Here is a 16,577-nt window from a genome sequence, read left to right on the forward strand (position 1 = left end):
CCCTTTGTTTTCGTTGCGACGATTAAAACAAGGGAATTTGACAGAAATGTTACTGACGGGATGTTAATGCACGACGGAAATAACGCGTCGCCGGTTTTACAACAGGCGACGCGGGAAGGCTTAGGCCTGGCGCAGGTTCTGCGCCGCTTTCACCATGTTTGCCAGCGCACTGCGCGTTTCCGGCCAGCCACGGGTTTTCAGACCGCAATCCGGGTTCACCCACAGACGCTCCGCCGGAATGCGCTGCGCCGCTTTCTGCAACAGCGCTTCAATCCACTCTACACTTGGCACATTTGGCGAGTGAATGTCATACACGCCCGGTCCGATTTCGTTCGGGTATTCGAACTCTTCGAACGACTCCAGCAACTCCATATCAGAACGCGAGGTTTCAATGGTGATTACGTCCGCATCCAGCGCCGCGATAGAATCCATGATGTCATTAAACTCGCAGTAACACATGTGGGTGTGGATCTGCGTGTCATCTTTCGCCACTGCGGCGTTGATACGAAACGCTTCTACGCCCCATGCCAGATACGCATCCCAGTCGCTGCGGCGCAACGGCAAACCTTCACGCAGTGCCGGTTCGTCGATTTGAATGATGCCGATGCCCGCCGCTTCCAGATCCGCCACTTCATCACGTAACGCCAGGGCAATCTGTTTGGCAATGGTTTCGCGGCTCACATCTTCACGCGGGAACGACCAGCAGAGGATGGTAACCGGACCGGTCAGCATGCCTTTTACCGGTTTGTCAGTCAGTGACTGCGCATACTTCGCCCACTCCACCGTGATCGCTTCCGGGCGGCTCACATCGCCGATCACGACAGGGGGTTTGACGCAGCGGGAACCGTAGCTCTGTACCCAGCCGTTTTGCGTGAAGACAAAACCGTCCAGATGCTCGCCAAAGTACTCCACCATGTCATTACGCTCGGCTTCACCGTGTACCAGTACATCCAGACCAAGACGCTCCTGCTCCACAATGGCCTGTTTGATATGTTCGGCAATGCCGGTGCGGTAGTTGCCCGCATCCAAACGTCCCTGTTTGAAATCCAGACGCAGACCGCGGATCTCGGTCGTCTGCGGGAATGACCCGATAGTCGTGGTCGGCCATGCGGGCAGGTTAAAGCGCTGGCGCTGCGCCTGCGCACGCCTGGCGTACGGGTTGCCGCGCTGGCTGTCCTGCGCGGTGATCGCCGCCAGACGCCTGGCCACCGCTGGGTTATGCACACGGGTGGAGTGGCGACGCGCCTGGATCGGGGCGCTCCATTCATCCAATTGTTCGGTGTTGCCGCTGTTCAGCGCATCACGCAGCAGCGCCAGCTCCTGGCATTTTTGCAGCGCAAAGGCAAACCAGCTCTTCACTTCCGCATCAAGTCGCGTCTCTACGCTCAGATCGATCGGGCTGTGCAGCAACGAGCAAGAGGACGCTACCCACAGCGCACGCTGGCCGACAATGTCTTTAAATTGCGCGTATTTTTCCGTCAGATCGGCGCGCCAGACGTTACGACCATTCACCAAACCGGCGGAGAGCAACCAGTCGGTCGGCAAACGTGTGTGCAGTTCAGCAACATTGTCGTTACCGTGCACCAGATCGACATGCAAACCCTGCACCGGCAGCGCGGTGATGACGTCAAGGTTCGGGGTCACGCCTTCAAAGTAGGTGGTCAGCAGCAGTTTCACCTGACCTGCCAGCACGTCGTAAGCCGGTTTGAAGGCGTCCAGCCACGCCTGTGGCAACTCCAGCACCAGCGCGGGCTCATCAATCTGTACCCACTCAATACCGCGTTTCGCCAGTTCCGCGAGTACCTGTTTGTAAACCGGCAGAATGTCTGCCAGCAGGCTCAGACGGTCAAACTGTTCACCTTTGACTTTGCCCAGCCACAGATACGTGACCGGCCCCAGTAGTACAGGTTTGATCTTGTGGCCCAGCGCCAGCGCTTCATCGACTTCATCAAGTAACTGAGTCCAGGTCAGTTTAAACTGCTGGCCTTTACTGAATTCCGGCACCATGTAGTGGTAGTTGGTGTTAAACCATTTGGTCATTTCGGCGGCCGCAGCTGGCTCGCCAGTGGGTGCGCGACCGCGGCCAATGCGGAACAGGGTGTCGATATCAACAGAGCCGTCGTTGTTCTGATGACGAGCCGGCACGTTGCCTAACAGCAGGCTGGTGGTCAGAACATGGTCGTACCAGGCAAAGTCGCCTACCGGCAGCAGATCGATGCCTGCGGCTTTTTGCTGCTCCCAGTGACGGGCGCGCAGTTCGCGACCTACCGCCAGCAGTTCTTCACGGGTGGCGTTACCCGCCCAGTAGCTTTCTTGCGCTTTTTTCAACTCGCGACGCAGGCCAACGCGAGGGAAACCGAGGGTGTGATTAAGAATTGTCATTTTTAGCCTCTTTAATAGGTTAATCCAAAGGATTTCGGATTAAGGGAAGGCGGCAAACTCAGGGAGCCCCAGGAGCTTACTCAAGTAAGTGACTGGGGGACGTGAGTGAAGCCAACGCACCATTAATTCGAAAGACGAAGGATTTTGGACGTCCAGATGTTTACACATCTATAATTCGCAAGTACTGTATATTCCTCAAGCGCAAATTGTTCATGCCGGAGTGAAGGACTTTCATGATCGAGATTAAACACCTGAAAACGCTACAAGCGTTACGGAACAGCGGGTCGCTTGCGGCGGCGGCGGCGACGCTGCACCAGACGCAATCCGCCCTTTCCCACCAGTTCAGCGATCTGGAACAACGCCTTGGCTTCCGGCTCTTTGTCCGTAAAAGCCAGCCATTACGCTTTACGCCGCAGGGCGAGATCCTGCTGCAACTGGCCAATCAGGTGCTGCCGCAAATCAGTCGCGCGCTGCAATCCTGCAATGAACCGCAGCAAACCACGCTGCGTATCGCGATTGAATGCCATAGCTGTATCCAGTGGCTTACGCCAGCGCTTGAGAACTTCCGCCAGCACTGGCCGCAGGTTGAGATGGATTTCAAATCCGGTGTGACGTTTGATCCGCAGCCTGCGCTGCAACAGGGCGAATTGGATCTGGTGATGACGTCAGACATCCTGCCGCGCAGCGGTCTACACTATTCGCCGATGTTTGATTTTGAGGTGCGATTGGTAGTGGCACCGGATCATCCACTGGCGGCGAAAGCGCGCATCACGCCGGATGATATCGCTGGCGAAACGCTGTTGATCTACCCGGTGCAGCGCAGCCGCCTTGATATCTGGCGTCATTTTCTGCAACCGGCTGGCATCAGTCCGTCGCTCAAAAGCGTGGATAACACATTACTGCTGATTCAGATGGTGGCCGCCCGCATGGGGATAGCAGCGTTGCCGCACTGGGTCGTGGAGAGTTTTGAACGCCAGGGTCTGGTGGTGACCAAAACCCTGGGTGAAGGATTGTGGAGCCGGTTGTACGCTGCCGTACGGGATGGCGAGCAGCGTCAGCCGATTACGGAAGCGTTTATTCGCTCAGCGCGGAACCACGCTTGCGATCATCTGCCGTTTGTGCGGAGCGCGGAGCGACCCAACGCCGATGCACCCACAGCGAGGCCATTATCACCGCACCACCCATAATAAAACTCGGCCAGTGCGGTTGTTCCTGCCAGATAGCCAGATTCACTAATAACCCGGCGGGAACGTGCACATTGTTCATAATGCCGAGCGTACCGGCGTCTACCTGGGTGGCGCCGTAGTTCCACATAAAGTAACCCAGCCCGGACGCCACAACGCCCAGCCAGACCAGTACGCTCCACTGCAACGTCGTCGTCGGCAATTTCTGCGGGTTGCCCAGCACAAACCACGCGATAATCGCCACCACAAACGCACCGAGATAGAACCAGGCAAAGGCGTTATGCTGCGGCATCGGGCGCGTCTCCATCAGGCGTTTATAACCCACCATGCCGATGGCGAAGCTGATGTTCGCCAGTTGCACCAGAATCAGTCCCACCCAGAAGTGATCGCTCACTTTGTCGTAGCGGATGATCGCCGCACCAATCACCGCCAGCCCGGCGCTCAGTGCGTAGCTCCAGCGCAGCCCGCGCTTGCTCAACAGATCGTAAATCAGGGTGATATACAGCGGCGTAAAGACCGTAAACAGCAGGAATTCAGACACGGTCAGATAGAGATACGCCTGGAAGCTGAACAGATACATAATGCCCAGTTGCAACGCCCCCACCAGCATATACAGCCCGAGGGTTTTCAGGCTGTGCCCACGCGCGCGCAGGAACGGTAAAAATACCAGTGCCGCCAGTCCCACACGCATCAGCACGGAGAAGTAGCTGTCGACATGGCCGGCCAGGTATTCGCCAATCAGGCTAAAGGAAAAGGCCCACAGGATCGTGGTGGTAATCAGTAACGCCACAATGAATATCTCGCAGAAGAGTGAACACACATTGTAGCGAACTCAGTTGTGCAAAGTTTGAGTTTTTAGTTGACGTGTGGTTAATAAGCAACCACACGTCAATATTAATCAATCAAGGAACAACTTGCGCAGATAATTCGGGACGGCGTTGTCGGCATTGGTGCCGATCACTTCAAGCTCCGGATGCAACTCTTTCAGGCGCTGATGAGCATTGCCCATAATGCAGCCTTTGCCCGCCATGGACAGCATCTCGGCATCGTTCATGCCGTCGCCAAACGCGATGCACTCTTTCAGGCTGTAACCCAGCGCACCAGCCACCGCTTCCAGGGCATGCCCCTTCGAAACGCCGCCCGCCATCACTTCCAGACAGGTCAGGGTAGAGAAACTGACGTTCACGCGATCGCCCCAGCGTGCGTTAATCGCCTGCTCCAGCGGCAGCAATTTTTCATGGCTTTCGCAGGTGAAAAAGACTTTACTGATACCGTCTGTCTCCAGCATTCCGGGTTCATACAGGGAGTACTGGAACACCGCCTCTTTGAAAAAGCGCATCTCGTCAGGGCGGTGACGGTTCATAAACCACTCATCATCGCGATAGACGTTAGTCACAATATCCGGTTCGTTATGCACCACACCAAACAGATCGGCGGCAATATCGCGATCCAGATTGTGGGTAAAGACCAGATGGCCGTCGGTATCGTGCACGCGCGCGCCGTTAGAGGTAATCATATAGGCTTTGATGCCCAGATTATCGCGGATTTGCCCGACATCCACATGATGGCGGCCGGTAGCAAAAACAAAATTGACGCCACGCGCGGTCAGCAGTTTTAACGTTTCTTTGGCGAAAGGCGACAGTGTGTGGTCGGGGGAGAGCAAGGTACCATCTAAATCAGACGCAACAACCTGGTACATAAGAAAATTTAACCTCAATAAGTCATCAGTTATGCCGGTCGAAAAATTCGACGATGGCGTTGAGCGCGACCGAGCGCATAGCGTCCTTTTCAAAAAGGATCTCATGGTACGCGCCTTGAATGACAAGCGGTTTGCCTCCTTCACAGGGGTGGCCTGCCGCGGCGCGAATGTCGCAGAAGCGTTGCAACATGCGGTTATCCACCACATGCTCCTCTTCTGCCTGAACGATCAGTGTTGGGGTGGTATCTTTTTCCGCACCCGCCAGCGCCTGTTCACCCGCCTGAATGCCTTCCCGCACCCAGTGCCAGGTCGGCCCGCCCACGCGGAGCTTCGGCTCATCGGCATAAAAACGCAGGTTACGCCGGTAGCGCTCACGACTGTGCGTCAGCACGTTAATGGCGAAGGGCAACGCGCGCCAGCTCCCGGTACCGATGGCATAGCCCTCGCGGATACTGCGGTAACTCTCCGCCCAGTCGAGCAAGGGGCGCACCATCCAGTCAGGAAGATGAATGATAATGCCGAACATGGGCGCACACAGCGCAATGGCGTCACACGCCTGTGGATAGCGCTGTAAAAAGAGTTCAGCAATCGCGCCGCCCATGGAGTGCGCCAGAATATAGCGTTTACGCCACGACCCGCTGGCGACTTCCTGATCCCAGAAGGCCGCCAAATCATCGACATAATCGCTAAAATTAACCACATGGCCACGGTGCGTATCCGCCAGCATTCGCCCGGAACGCCCCTGACCGCGATGATCGAGAATCAGCACATCAAAACCGAGGTGGAACAGGTCGTACGCCAGTTCCGCATACTTCACATAACTTTCTATACGGCCAGGGCAAACGACAATCAAACGATCGTTGCCCTGCGCGCGAAACCGGACAAAACGCACCGGCACATCATCCACACCGGTAAACTCCGCCTCTTCACGCGAGCGCCAGAAGTCCATCAGTGGCCCCATGGTAAAAGCCGCGAACGCTTTTTCTCTGGTTTCCCATGCTGTTTTTTGCCGAAACATTGGGATTTCGCCCCTGTTAGCCATGTAAAATCGTTTTTTTGTGACCAATAGCAAATTCCGCTGACAATAGCGTATTGTGGCATAAAAACAGACATCCAGGGAGTTTCTCATGACCTTCGAATGGTGGTTTGCCTACCTGCTGACATCTTTAATCCTGAGCCTGTCCCCCGGTTCTGGCGCAATCAATACCATGACCACCTCCATCAACCATGGCTATCGCGGCGCGGCAGCATCCATTGCCGGGTTGCAAACCGGTTTAGGCATTCATATTGTGCTGGTTGGCGTGGGGCTGGGAACACTGTTCTCCCGTTCAGTGCTGGCGTTCGAGGTGTTGAAATGGGCGGGCGCAGCGTACCTGATTTGGCTGGGGATCCAGCAATGGCGTGCCGCAGGCGCTATCGACCTCAATACGCTGGCGCAAACCCAGTCGCGCGGGCGTCTGTTTAAGCGGGCGGTGTTTGTGAACCTGACCAACCCGAAAAGCATCGTATTTCTTGCCGCGCTGTTCCCACAGTTTATTGTGCCAAACCAGCCACAGGTGATGCAGTATGTGGTACTCGGCGTCACAACCATTGTGGTGGATATTATCGTGATGATTGGTTATGCCACGCTGGCGCAGCGCATCGCGGTATGGATCAAAGGTCCGCATCAAATGAAAGCGCTGAACAAGGTATTTGGTTCGCTGTTTATGCTGGTCGGCGCGCTGCTGGCCTCCGCAAGGCACGCCTGAACATGATGCCCGGTGGCGCAACGCTAACCGGGCAAAACGGGCTTAACGAGAGATGATCAGATGAATGCCGAAACCGGCGAACAGCGCACCGGCGAAACCGTCGATCCACTTCGCCAGACGCTGATAACCACGACGGATCTTCGGCAAGGCGAACAGACTGGCCACCACAGTAAACCAGGCGAATGTTTCCAGCGCAATCAACACAAAGATGCCCCAACGCGCGCCCGCGCCTACGCTGTCACCGACAAACAGCGAAAACACCGAACCAAAATAGATGATCGCTTTCGGGTTAGCGAGGTTAGTGAGTAAGCCTTTCATAAAGCTGCGACCGCTGGCCGCCAGCTCAACCTGCGGCGCATCGCCGCTTTTCTGTTCTTTTTTCAGCGCCCCACGCAGCATCTGATAACCCATCCAGCACAGGTACAAGCCGCCGCCCACCATAATAATGTTATGCAGCCAGGCCATTTTTTCGAGGATCAGGTTCAGCCCGAGCAGCGCCACGCCAGCCCAGACCATGACACCGGTGGTAATACCGAGTACGCCCATCATCGCTTCTTTACGCGAGCGGCTCACGGCAGTTTGAGAGACGAAGAAGAAATCCGGACCGGGGCTCATCAGTGCAACAATGTGCACAAGCGCAACGGTGAGAAATAGCATCAACATAGATAACTCGCGGGGAAAGAGTTCAGTGAGTCATTATCCTCGCACTTTTCCTGCGGGCTGACTACTCCTCTTCACCGTCGATATGGGCACGGATTAGCGCCATAAATTCCTGCCCGAAACGTTCGAGCTTACGCGTTCCCACGCCGTTCACGCTGAGCATTTCCCCGGGCGAGAGCGGCATCTGCTCAGCCATTTCAATCAGCGTAGCATCGTTAAATACCACATACGGTGGAATATTCTCTTCGTCGGCAATGGCCTTACGCAGTTTACGTAATTTGGCAAACAGCTTGCGATCATAGTTACCCACGGCCGCTTTTTGCATGACTTTTGACTTCAGCGCCGCCATACGCGGCACGGCCAGCATCAGCGGTACATCCGCGCGCAATATCGGTCGCGCGGCCTCGGTGAGTTGCAGCGCGGAGTGCTGGGCGATGTTCTGCGTGGCGAAGCCTAAATGGATCAACTGGCGGATCACGCTGACCCAATGCTCATGGCTATGATCGCGCCCGATCCCGTAAACCGGTAATTTGTCGTGCCCCATTTCGCGGATCCGCTGATTATTGGCGCCGCGCAGCACTTCCACCACGTACCCCATCCCAAAGCGCTGGTTCACGCGATAAATCGCCGACAGCGCTTTTTGCGCGTCCTGCAAACCGTCATACTGCCGTGGTGGATCGAGACAAATATCACAGTTGCCGCACGGCTCCTGCCGCCCTTCGCCAAAGTAATTCAGCAGCACCAAACGGCGGCAGGTTTGCGCTTCAGCAAACGCGCCCATCGCATTAAGTTTATGCCGTTCAATATCCTGTAACGGCCCGGCGGGTTTCTCCTCCAGGCAGCGACGCAGCCATGCCATATCCGCCGGATCGTAAAACAGCATCGCTTCCGCTGGCAGGCCGTCTCGCCCGGCGCGGCCTGTTTCCTGATAATAGGATTCGATATTTCGCGGAATATCGAAATGCACCACAAAACGGACGTTGGGTTTATTGATGCCCATCCCGAACGCCACCGTCGCCACCACGATTTGCAGATCGTCGCGCTGGAACTGCTCCTGCACGCGTGCACGCACATCGTTCTCCAGACCCGCATGGTAGGCTGCGGCGCTAAAACCGCGGCTTTGCAGACGCGCGGCGGTGTCTTCCACTTTCGCGCGACTGTTGCAGTAAATAATCCCGGATTTGCCGCGTTGCTCCTGCACATAGCGCAGGAGTTGATCAAGCGGCTTGAATTTTTCCATCAGCATGTAGCGGATGTTAGGACGATCGAAGCTGCTAACCTGAATAAGCGGGTTGTTAAGCCCCAGAAGGTTAACAATATCGCGGCGGGTCGTGTCGTCTGCGGTGGCGGTCAGTGCCATAAACGGCACGGCGGGGAGCATCTGGCGCAACTGACCCAGCGCAGCGTATTCCGGGCGGAAATCGTGCCCCCATTGGGAAATACAGTGTGCTTCATCCACCGCCAGCAATACCGGGTTCCACTGGCGAAGCTGATCCAGGAAGTTGTCGAGCATCAGCCGTTCGGGGGCGATATACAACAACCGGATATGCCCGTTGCGACACCCCGCGAGTACCTCAAGCTGCTGCTCGCGGCTTTGCGTTGAATTCAGGCACGCCGCCGCCACGCCATTGGCAAGCAGTTGATCGACCTGGTCTTTCATCAATGAGATCAGCGGCGATACCACCACCGTCAGACCATCCAATACCAGCGCCGGGATCTGATAGCACAGCGATTTCCCGCCGCCTGTCGGCATCACCACCAGGCAGTCGCGACCGCCAAGCACCGTATCGATGATGTCCTGTTGGCCCGGGCGGAACTGCTGGTAGCCAAAGGTTTCCTGCAAAACCTGTTTAGCCAGCGATTCCTGATTCAATACTTCCGCCTGCGCCACAATGACCCCATCTGCCTGAAATAAAAACAGGCGCTATTTTCAGCGCCTGCGCCGGAAACTGCAATGCTTTAAAACAGATCGTTAAGCATCACGCCTACGCCAACACGGGTTTGATTAAAGTTATAGTCAATCAGCGATTCGCCGTAGCCGCTATACACTTGGGTATAAAGGCGCACGTGTTTGGTGACGGGATAGCTTAAACCAATTTCTGCGCCGCCATAGCCGGTGTTCCAGTTATATTGGCCTTTTGCACTGAGGATCGCATCACCCAATTGGTAGCCGATTTTCAGCTGGTAGTAGCCCATATATTTGGTGATGTCCGGGTTATCATCCGTTGAACCCACCACATACCACGGCTTCACTTCGACCAGCCAGTTGCCCTGTTGCGCCATCAGACGCGTATAAAGGCGGTTCCAGCTACGGGACGTTGGGTCAGAGCGGCCATTCGAGTCATGGTTAAAACCGAACTCCACGTCACGCAGTGTCCAACCAGCTAGTTCGTAATCGGTCGCAAACCCCAGGAACAACTGCGGCTCATAGTTTGTCTCGCGAAACGGCGAAGACTCAGAGCTGTTCGAAAGCTGCCACCAGGATTTTTGCGTATAGGAGCCGCCGAACACGGAGTTTGGCCCAAGGATCCCGCGCCATAACGGGAATGCGAGGCTCAGCTGAAATTTGACCTCATCTTTGCGCGCATTATCTGACCAGTTATACGATCGGATCGCTTCTTTGTTCAGATCGCTGGTATCCGTGTAGATAACGTAGTTGGATTCATACGGATAGAGCGTGAAGGGATTATCATGCTCCTGCAATAAATTGGCGATGATGCTGCCGCGCACGGCGGGCGCATCATGAACTTCTTTTACCGTTGCTTCCTGTGCGTATACCGTAAATGGCAGCGCAAGCACTGCGAAAAGCCAACCCAGAGAGGTCCGCATTGGTGTGGTGCTCCCAAAACATATTGTTGACGTGAATTTCTTCCCAGAAAGTATTCTACATATTTATTGAGTAACTGCTCATGTATCGGTTCCGAAAGTGGAAATCAACAAACGATAAGCATATTATCAACATTTTCTTAACTCATCGGATCAGATAATTATGTCAGGTGTTCTCACAGCGGAAGAAGTTCTGAAAACGGTAGGTGAGATTTTTGTTTACCACATGCCTTTTAACCGCGCGTTAGGGCTGGAGCTGGAGCGTTATGAAAAAGAGTACGCACAGCTGGGTTTCACCAATCAGCCCATGATGGTGGGTAACTGGGCACAGAGCATTTTACATGGCGGCGTTATCGCTTCGGCGCTGGATGTCGCTGCCGGTCTGGTGTGCGTCGGCAGCACGTTGACGCGTCATGAAACCATCAGCGAAGAGGAGCTGCGCCAGCGTTTATCGCGAATGGGCACCATTGATTTGCGCGTCGATTACCTGCGCCCGGGGCGCGGTAACCGCTTCACCGCCAGCAGTAGTTTGCTGCGCGCAGGCAACAAAGTGGCGGTTGCTCGCGTGGAGCTGCATAACGAAGAGCAGCTCTATATCGCCAGCGCTACTGCCACTTATATGGTGGGGTGAGACGGTAAAATCGGGTAACATTAGGGTTCATTTCAGCCAAGAGTTTTCCTGATGGATGCAAAACAGACGCGGCTGGGCGTGTTACTCGCCCTGGCCGCCTATTTTATTTGGGGTGTCGCCCCGGCCTATTTCAAAGTGATTTGGTACGTCCCGGCCGACGAAATCCTGACGCACCGCGTTATCTGGTCTTTCTTCTTTATGCTGGCGTTAATCAGCGTTAGCCGACAGTGGAACAGTGTTAAAGCTCTGCTGCATACCCCGAAAAAGATCCTGTTGCTGGCGCTTTCCGCCGTGCTGATCGGCGGTAACTGGCTGCTGTTTATTTGGGCGGTGAACCACAACCATATGCTGGAAGCCAGCCTGGGTTACTTTATTAACCCGCTGGTGAATATCCTGCTGGGAATGCTGTTTTTGGGTGAGCGTTTTCGCCCTATGCAATGGTTAGCGGTGTTACTGGCCGGTATCGGTGTGCTGGTGCAACTGTGGACCTTCGGTTCGTTACCCATCATCGCGCTGGGTCTGGCGTTTAGCTTCGCGTTCTATGGCTTGCTGCGCAAAAAAATCGCCGTCGACGCGCAAACCGGCATGCTGGTAGAGACGCTGTGGCTATTGCCTGTGGCAGCAATATGGCTGTTCGGCATTACGGACAGCCCGACCAGTCACATGGGACAAAACAGCCTGTCGCTTAATCTGCTGCTGATCGCCGCAGGTGTCGTCACTACCGTACCGCTGCTCTGCTTTACCGGCGCGGCAACACGTCTGCGTTTGTCGACGCTCGGCTTTTTCCAGTATATCGGGCCGACGTTAATGTTCCTGCTGGCAGTATTGTTCTATGGCGAGCATCCGGGCACAGATAAGATGGTGACTTTTGGCTTTATCTGGGTTGCGCTGGCTATCTTTGTCATCGATGCCATTTATACCCAACGCGGTTTTCGCAAAAAGGCATAATCAATTAAACGGGCGGAACAGAGCCGCCCGTTGTCTATAAATACGCAAAATATTCATAGTTAAGATTTATCTTAATCGCATGTAAATGACGAAATGCTATATTCCCGGCCTTCGTCATATGCGCCATTCAGGATGAATTGGAAATGATCCGCAGGATTTTTTTGCCTTCAGGCAAAATGTGCCTTATGCGTGGGCCGTATATCCTTATCTTTTTGCTTCTGCATATTATCTTTTTACTGGCGTTCTTCAGCCTGGTTGGCATACCCGTTGTGCCGCTACTCTGCATCCTGATTTATACCTGGGTGAAGATCAACATCAATGCGCAACGGTGTCGTGATAGCGGCGGAAAAGCCCGTTATATCGTTATTTCGTCCATCCTCGTTTATTTCGCTTCATTGGTTGTCGCCGGCCTCGGATACGTTGGCGATGACGACTGCATGCTGCTGGGCGTGAGAATTTACTTCGCCTACGACGGCCTGGTGTTCTTTTTCTTAATGTTGGCGCCTACCCAGATAAAAAAACAAACTAATTCAATAGACAGGATTTCTATTTAGGAGAGGAAAATGAGTACTATCAGCAATTATGATTATCAGAATGACGCATCGCTGAATGACAAGTGGAAGTTTCGCTTCGCATTCTTTGAAAAGCACGGTTATCCCGCATTCTGGGGGCTTTCCCCGGCGTGGAAAGAAGCCTTTAAAGGGATGACTTTCGGTCAGAAGAGAAAAGTGTCCATGAACTACTTCGCCTTTTTCTTTCCGTTTATTTATCTCTTTATTCTTGGCTTATGGAAAAAGGCACTGCTGGTCATCGTGCTTAACGTTGTGGTCTTCGTGCTCGCGGTTATTTCCGGTGTCGGCTTTCTGGGCTATCTGGTAAACGCCATTGTCGCTATGCGAACAAACATCTGGTATTACGATTATAAAACGAAGGGTATCCAGGACTGGAGCATCTGAATAAAAAAGGTTCAGCGCAGGCTGAACCTTTTTTGATCGTTAAAGCCAGTTACGGCGTTTAAAGTAGAGATACGGCGCAAGCCCGGCGAGGATCATAAAGATAATCGCCCCTGGGTAACCAAAGCTCCAGTGCAGTTCCGGCATAAATTCGAAGTTCATCCCGTAACTCGAGGCCACCAGCGTTGGCGGCAGGAATACGACGGAAACCACCGAGAAAATCTTAATGATGCGGTTCTGCTCAATATTGATGAACCCCATTGCCGCCTGCATCAGAAAGTTCACTTTCTGGAACAGCGATTCGTTGTGCGGCAGCAGGGATTCGATATCGCGCAGGATCTCGCGCGCTTGTTCCAGTTGACCCGCCGGCAAACGCGCTTTGCGCACCAGGAAGTTCAGCGCGCGCTGGGTATCCATCAAACAGAGGCGAACCTTCCAGCCAATATCTTCCTGCTCCGCCAGCGTTGAAAGCGCCTCGTCATACTCGTCGCCCTGCTGACCTTCCATAATCACCCGGCTCAGCTTTTCCAGATCGCTGTAAATGTTTTCGATTTCATCCGCCAGCTGTTCGATTTTCGTTTCGAACAGATCCAGCAACAGTTCGTAAGCGTTGCCGTCCACCATTTCCTGGCTGCGGGCGCGCATACGATAGAGGCGAAATGCCGGCAGTTCCCGCTCACGCAGTGTGAACAGGCGACCTTCGCGAATGGTAAATGCTACCGTTGAGTTACCTGCATGATCTTCGGCATCTTCAAAAAAGAAGAAGGAGTGGATGTGCAGACCGTCTTCGTCTTCAAAAAAACGCGCCGACGCCTCGATGTCTTCCAGTTCAGGTCGGGTGGCCAGGTTCTGGCCCAATTCCGTTTGCACGCGGGTACGTTCTTCATCGTCCGGCTCGACTAAATCAACCCAAACAGAGCTGGCGAGGTGTTTGATTTCGTCAGCCTCAAGGCGGGTTAAACGATTGTTTTCCAGTTGAAATGCGCTCAGCATGGCCGGGACTCCCAATGCAAAAAATATCGGACAGTTCGGAGGGCACACAGAAACGACAGGGGTTTCAGACCATTAAACAGCCTGACTCAGCGCGACGGGGACAAAGCGGGTCGCTGACAACCTCTAAGGCTATCAGCATGAGGAGATAGCCTTAGGAGTTGTTCCTGAAGAACAGGAAATTGAGCCAGTATCTACTGGGTGTGTCCAAGGCGAATGTCCTCTTAGCGTGATCGTGCGCGCATGTTACGCCAGCAAAAATGCAGCGTCAACACGCAACGAAACGCGAAAGAGCAATATTTGCCCTTCAGCGTATAAGGCTAGCAGATTATTGCAAAATAATGATATTTTTCTGAAAGTTACACGGTTTCGAGCTTCGCATAAGCGGCGACCAGCCATTTAATGCCCTGCCCCTGGAAAGCCACCTGCAAACGGCTGTGCTCGCCGCTGCCTTCCATGTTCACCACCGTGCCTTCCCCAAACTTGGCGTGGCGCACGCGCTGGCCTAGTTTGTAACCCGTGTCGCTCTGCGCAACCGGCGTCCCCATACGCTGATGGCTGACCGGACGGCTGATGCTGGCGCGCAGACGCACCTCTTCCACACACTCTTCCGGCAGTTCACCAATAAAGCGCGACGGACGATGGTACACCTCTTTGCCGTACAGACGACGGGTTTCCGCGTAGGTTAAAGTCAGCTTTTGCATCGCCCGGGTCACACCCACGTAAGCAAGCCGACGTTCCTCCTCCAGACGCCCACCTTCATCCAGCGACATCTGGCTCGGGAACATACCCTCTTCCATCCCAACGATAAACACCTGTGGGAACTCCAGACCTTTTGCTGAATGCAGCGTCATCAATTGCACAGCATCCTGCCAGGTATCCGCCTGCCCTTCGCCCGCTTCCAGTGCAGCGTGGGAGAGAAAAGCCTGCAGCGGCATTAAATCTTCGTCTTCTTCGTTGTAGCTGAACTGACGTGTTGCCGTGACCAGTTCCTCTAAGTTCTCGATGCGCGTCTGGCCTTTCTCGCCTTTTTCCTGTTCGTACATCATGCGCAAACCGGAGTCTTTCACCACGCGGTCAGTTTGCACATGTAGTGGCAGATCCGCCGTCTCTTGTGCCAGTGCATCAATCAATTCGAGGAAACGTTGCAAGGCGCTGGCAGCACGCCCGGCCAGTACTTTTTCCTGTAACAACTCACGGGTTGCCTGCCACAGCGTCAACTGACGGTCACGGGAGGTCTGGCGCACCACATCCAGCGTGCGGTCGCCAATACCGCGTGTTGGGGTATTCACTACGCGCTCAAAAGCCGCATCGTCATTACGGTTGGCGATCAGGCGCAGATAGGAGAGCGCATCTTTGATCTCCTGGCGTTCGAAGAAGCGCATACCGCCATAAATGCGATATGGCATACTCGCCTGCAACAGCGCCTCTTCCAGAACACGCGATTGGGCGTTACTGCGATAGAGAATGGCGCATTTTTCCAGTGCCCCGCCGTTGTCCTGCCAGGTTTTGATACGGTTAACCACAAACCGGGCTTCATCCAGCTCGTTGAACGCGCAGTAGAGGGAAATCGGCTCGCCGTCGACGCCATCGGTCCACAGTTTTTTCCCCAGCCGCCCATTGTTATTTTCAATCAGGGCGTTAGCTGCACTGAGTATATTGCTGGTGGAACGGTAGTTTTGCTCCAGACGGATGGTTTCCGCACCGGGGAAATCTTTCAGGAAACGCTGGATGTTTTCCACCTGCGCGCCACGCCAGCCGTAAATGGACTGGTCATCATCACCGACGATCATCACCTTACCGGTATCACCCGCCAGCAGACGGATCCACGCATATTGAATGTTGTTGGTATCCTGGAATTCGTCCACCAGGATGTTGGTAAAGCGCTCGCGATAGTGCTGCAAAATGTGTGGCTTGTTCAGCCACAACTCGTGGGCACGCAGTAACAGCTCGGCAAAATCCACCAGCCCGGCGCGATCGCAGGCTTCCTGGTAGGCCTGGTACACTTTCTGCCAGGTTTGCTCCACCGGATTGCCGAAACTTTGAATATGATGCGGGCGGATGCCTTCATCTTTCTGCCCGTTGATGTACCACATGGCCTGCCGCGGCGGCCACTGCTTCTCATCAAGGTTCATAGCCTTAATCAGACGCTTAAGCAACCTGAGCTGGTCTTCGCTATCGAGGATCTGAAAGTCCTGCGGCAGATTGGCGTCCATATGGTGCGCGCGCAACAGGCGGTGCGCCAGCCCGTGGAATGTGCCAACCCACATTCCACCCTGAGAGGTGCCCATCAGTTGACCGATACGGTGGCGCATTTCCGCCGCCGCTTTGTTGGTAAACGTGACCGCCATAATCGAATACGGCGAGCAATTTTCTACGGTCATCAACCAGGCGATACGGTGTACCAGCACACGCGTCTTACCGCTCCCTGCGCCCGCCAGCACCAGCATATTGCTGCGCGTCGCGGCTACGGCGTCGCGTTGTTTGTCATTGAGGCTGTCGAGCAGATAAGAAACGTCCATGGGCACCGTCGCGAAAATTACTGGAAATTTATAC

The 16,577-nt window shown here is 54.5% G+C and carries 16 protein-coding genes; 6 read left to right on the top strand and 10 right to left on the bottom strand.

Going from position 1 to position 16,577, the window contains the following annotated elements; genetic code table 11:
* Positions 1-120: 120 nt before the first annotated feature.
* On the bottom strand, positions 121-2,382 hold the full coding sequence (gene metE, locus GA0061071_RS21285) for a 5-methyltetrahydropteroyltriglutamate--homocysteine S-methyltransferase (RefSeq protein WP_088237729.1): 2,262 nt from the start codon (positions 2,380-2,382) through the stop codon (positions 121-123).
* 233 nt (positions 2,383-2,615) lie between these two features.
* Between metE and metR the strand changes: the two genes are divergently transcribed.
* Positions 2,616-3,569, top strand: coding sequence for an HTH-type transcriptional regulator MetR (gene metR / locus GA0061071_RS21290; protein ID WP_071890644.1), 954 nt, complete (start codon positions 2,616-2,618; stop codon positions 3,567-3,569).
* On the opposite strand, the gene GA0061071_RS21295 is transcribed toward metR, so the two are convergent.
* From GA0061071_RS21295 to pldB, 3 genes are all read right to left on the bottom strand, one after another.
* A complete protein-coding gene (locus GA0061071_RS21295; RefSeq protein WP_088237728.1) occupies positions 3,457-4,356 on the bottom strand; it encodes a carboxylate/amino acid/amine transporter in 900 nt (299 codons plus the stop codon). The two genes, metR and GA0061071_RS21295, sit on opposite strands and share 113 nt — an antisense overlap.
* A gap of 108 nt (positions 4,357-4,464) precedes the next feature.
* The gene (gene yigL, locus GA0061071_RS21300) at positions 4,465-5,265 is read right to left on the bottom strand and encodes a sugar/pyridoxal phosphate phosphatase YigL (protein WP_061499114.1); all 801 of its coding nucleotides are present in this window, start codon (positions 5,263-5,265) and stop codon (positions 4,465-4,467) included.
* A 25-nt stretch (positions 5,266-5,290) separates the two neighbouring features.
* Positions 5,291-6,283, bottom strand: a complete 993-nt coding sequence (pldB, locus tag GA0061071_RS21305; RefSeq protein WP_061499118.1) for a lysophospholipase L2 — start codon at positions 6,281-6,283, stop codon at positions 5,291-5,293.
* Between the two features lie 109 nt (positions 6,284-6,392).
* Here pldB and rhtB point away from each other — a divergent pair, with 109 nt between their 5' ends.
* Entirely contained in the window at positions 6,393-7,013 is a 621-nt protein-coding gene (gene rhtB, locus GA0061071_RS21310) for a homoserine/homoserine lactone efflux protein (RefSeq protein WP_061499120.1), read from the top strand.
* Between the two features lie 42 nt (positions 7,014-7,055).
* On the opposite strand, the gene rhtC is transcribed toward rhtB, so the two are convergent.
* The 3 genes from rhtC to pldA form a co-directional block, all read right to left on the bottom strand.
* Entirely contained in the window at positions 7,056-7,676 is a 621-nt protein-coding gene (gene rhtC, locus GA0061071_RS21315; protein ID WP_088237727.1) for a threonine export protein RhtC, read from the bottom strand.
* A 61-nt stretch (positions 7,677-7,737) separates the two neighbouring features.
* Complete coding sequence (gene recQ, locus GA0061071_RS21320; protein ID WP_088237726.1) at positions 7,738-9,564, bottom strand: ATP-dependent DNA helicase RecQ; 1,827 nt, start codon at positions 9,562-9,564, stop codon at positions 7,738-7,740.
* Between the two features lie 68 nt (positions 9,565-9,632).
* Complete coding sequence (gene pldA / locus GA0061071_RS21325) at positions 9,633-10,502, bottom strand: phospholipase A (RefSeq protein WP_088237725.1); 870 nt, start codon at positions 10,500-10,502, stop codon at positions 9,633-9,635.
* Between the two features lie 160 nt (positions 10,503-10,662).
* Here pldA and yigI point away from each other — a divergent pair, with 160 nt between their 5' ends.
* The 4 genes from yigI to GA0061071_RS21345 all read left to right on the top strand — a co-directional run bounded on the left by yigI (position 10,663) and on the right by GA0061071_RS21345 (position 13,034).
* Positions 10,663-11,130, top strand: a complete 468-nt coding sequence (gene yigI, locus GA0061071_RS21330) for an acyl-CoA thioesterase YigI (RefSeq protein WP_088237724.1) — start codon at positions 10,663-10,665, stop codon at positions 11,128-11,130.
* A gap of 51 nt (positions 11,131-11,181) precedes the next feature.
* Positions 11,182-12,078, top strand: a complete 897-nt coding sequence (rarD, locus tag GA0061071_RS21335; protein WP_088237723.1) for an EamA family transporter RarD — start codon at positions 11,182-11,184, stop codon at positions 12,076-12,078.
* Positions 12,079-12,215: 137 nt separating this feature from the next.
* On the top strand, positions 12,216-12,632 hold the full coding sequence (locus GA0061071_RS21340; RefSeq protein WP_420843409.1) for a hypothetical protein: 417 nt from the start codon (positions 12,216-12,218) through the stop codon (positions 12,630-12,632).
* A gap of 9 nt (positions 12,633-12,641) precedes the next feature.
* On the top strand, positions 12,642-13,034 hold the full coding sequence (locus tag GA0061071_RS21345) for a DUF2628 domain-containing protein (RefSeq protein ID WP_061499145.1): 393 nt from the start codon (positions 12,642-12,644) through the stop codon (positions 13,032-13,034).
* Between the two features lie 39 nt (positions 13,035-13,073).
* Here GA0061071_RS21345 and corA read toward each other — a convergent pair whose 3' ends face one another.
* The 3 genes from corA to uvrD form a co-directional block, all read right to left on the bottom strand.
* Positions 13,074-14,024: a magnesium/cobalt transporter CorA gene (gene corA / locus GA0061071_RS21350; RefSeq protein ID WP_039055048.1), complete on the bottom strand. Its 951-nt coding sequence runs from the start codon at positions 14,022-14,024 to the stop codon at positions 13,074-13,076.
* A gap of 151 nt (positions 14,025-14,175) precedes the next feature.
* On the bottom strand, positions 14,176-14,232 hold the full coding sequence (gene ysgD / locus GA0061071_RS23815) for a YsgD/CorL family protein (protein WP_369407361.1): 57 nt from the start codon (positions 14,230-14,232) through the stop codon (positions 14,176-14,178).
* Between the two features lie 148 nt (positions 14,233-14,380).
* Positions 14,381-16,543, bottom strand: coding sequence for a DNA helicase II (uvrD, locus tag GA0061071_RS21355; protein WP_088237721.1), 2,163 nt, complete (start codon positions 16,541-16,543; stop codon positions 14,381-14,383).
* Positions 16,544-16,577 lie beyond the last annotated feature (34 nt).

It is taken from the genome of Kosakonia oryzendophytica (assembly GCF_900094925.1).
GTDB classification, from domain to species: domain Bacteria; phylum Pseudomonadota; class Gammaproteobacteria; order Enterobacterales; family Enterobacteriaceae; genus Kosakonia; species Kosakonia oryzendophytica.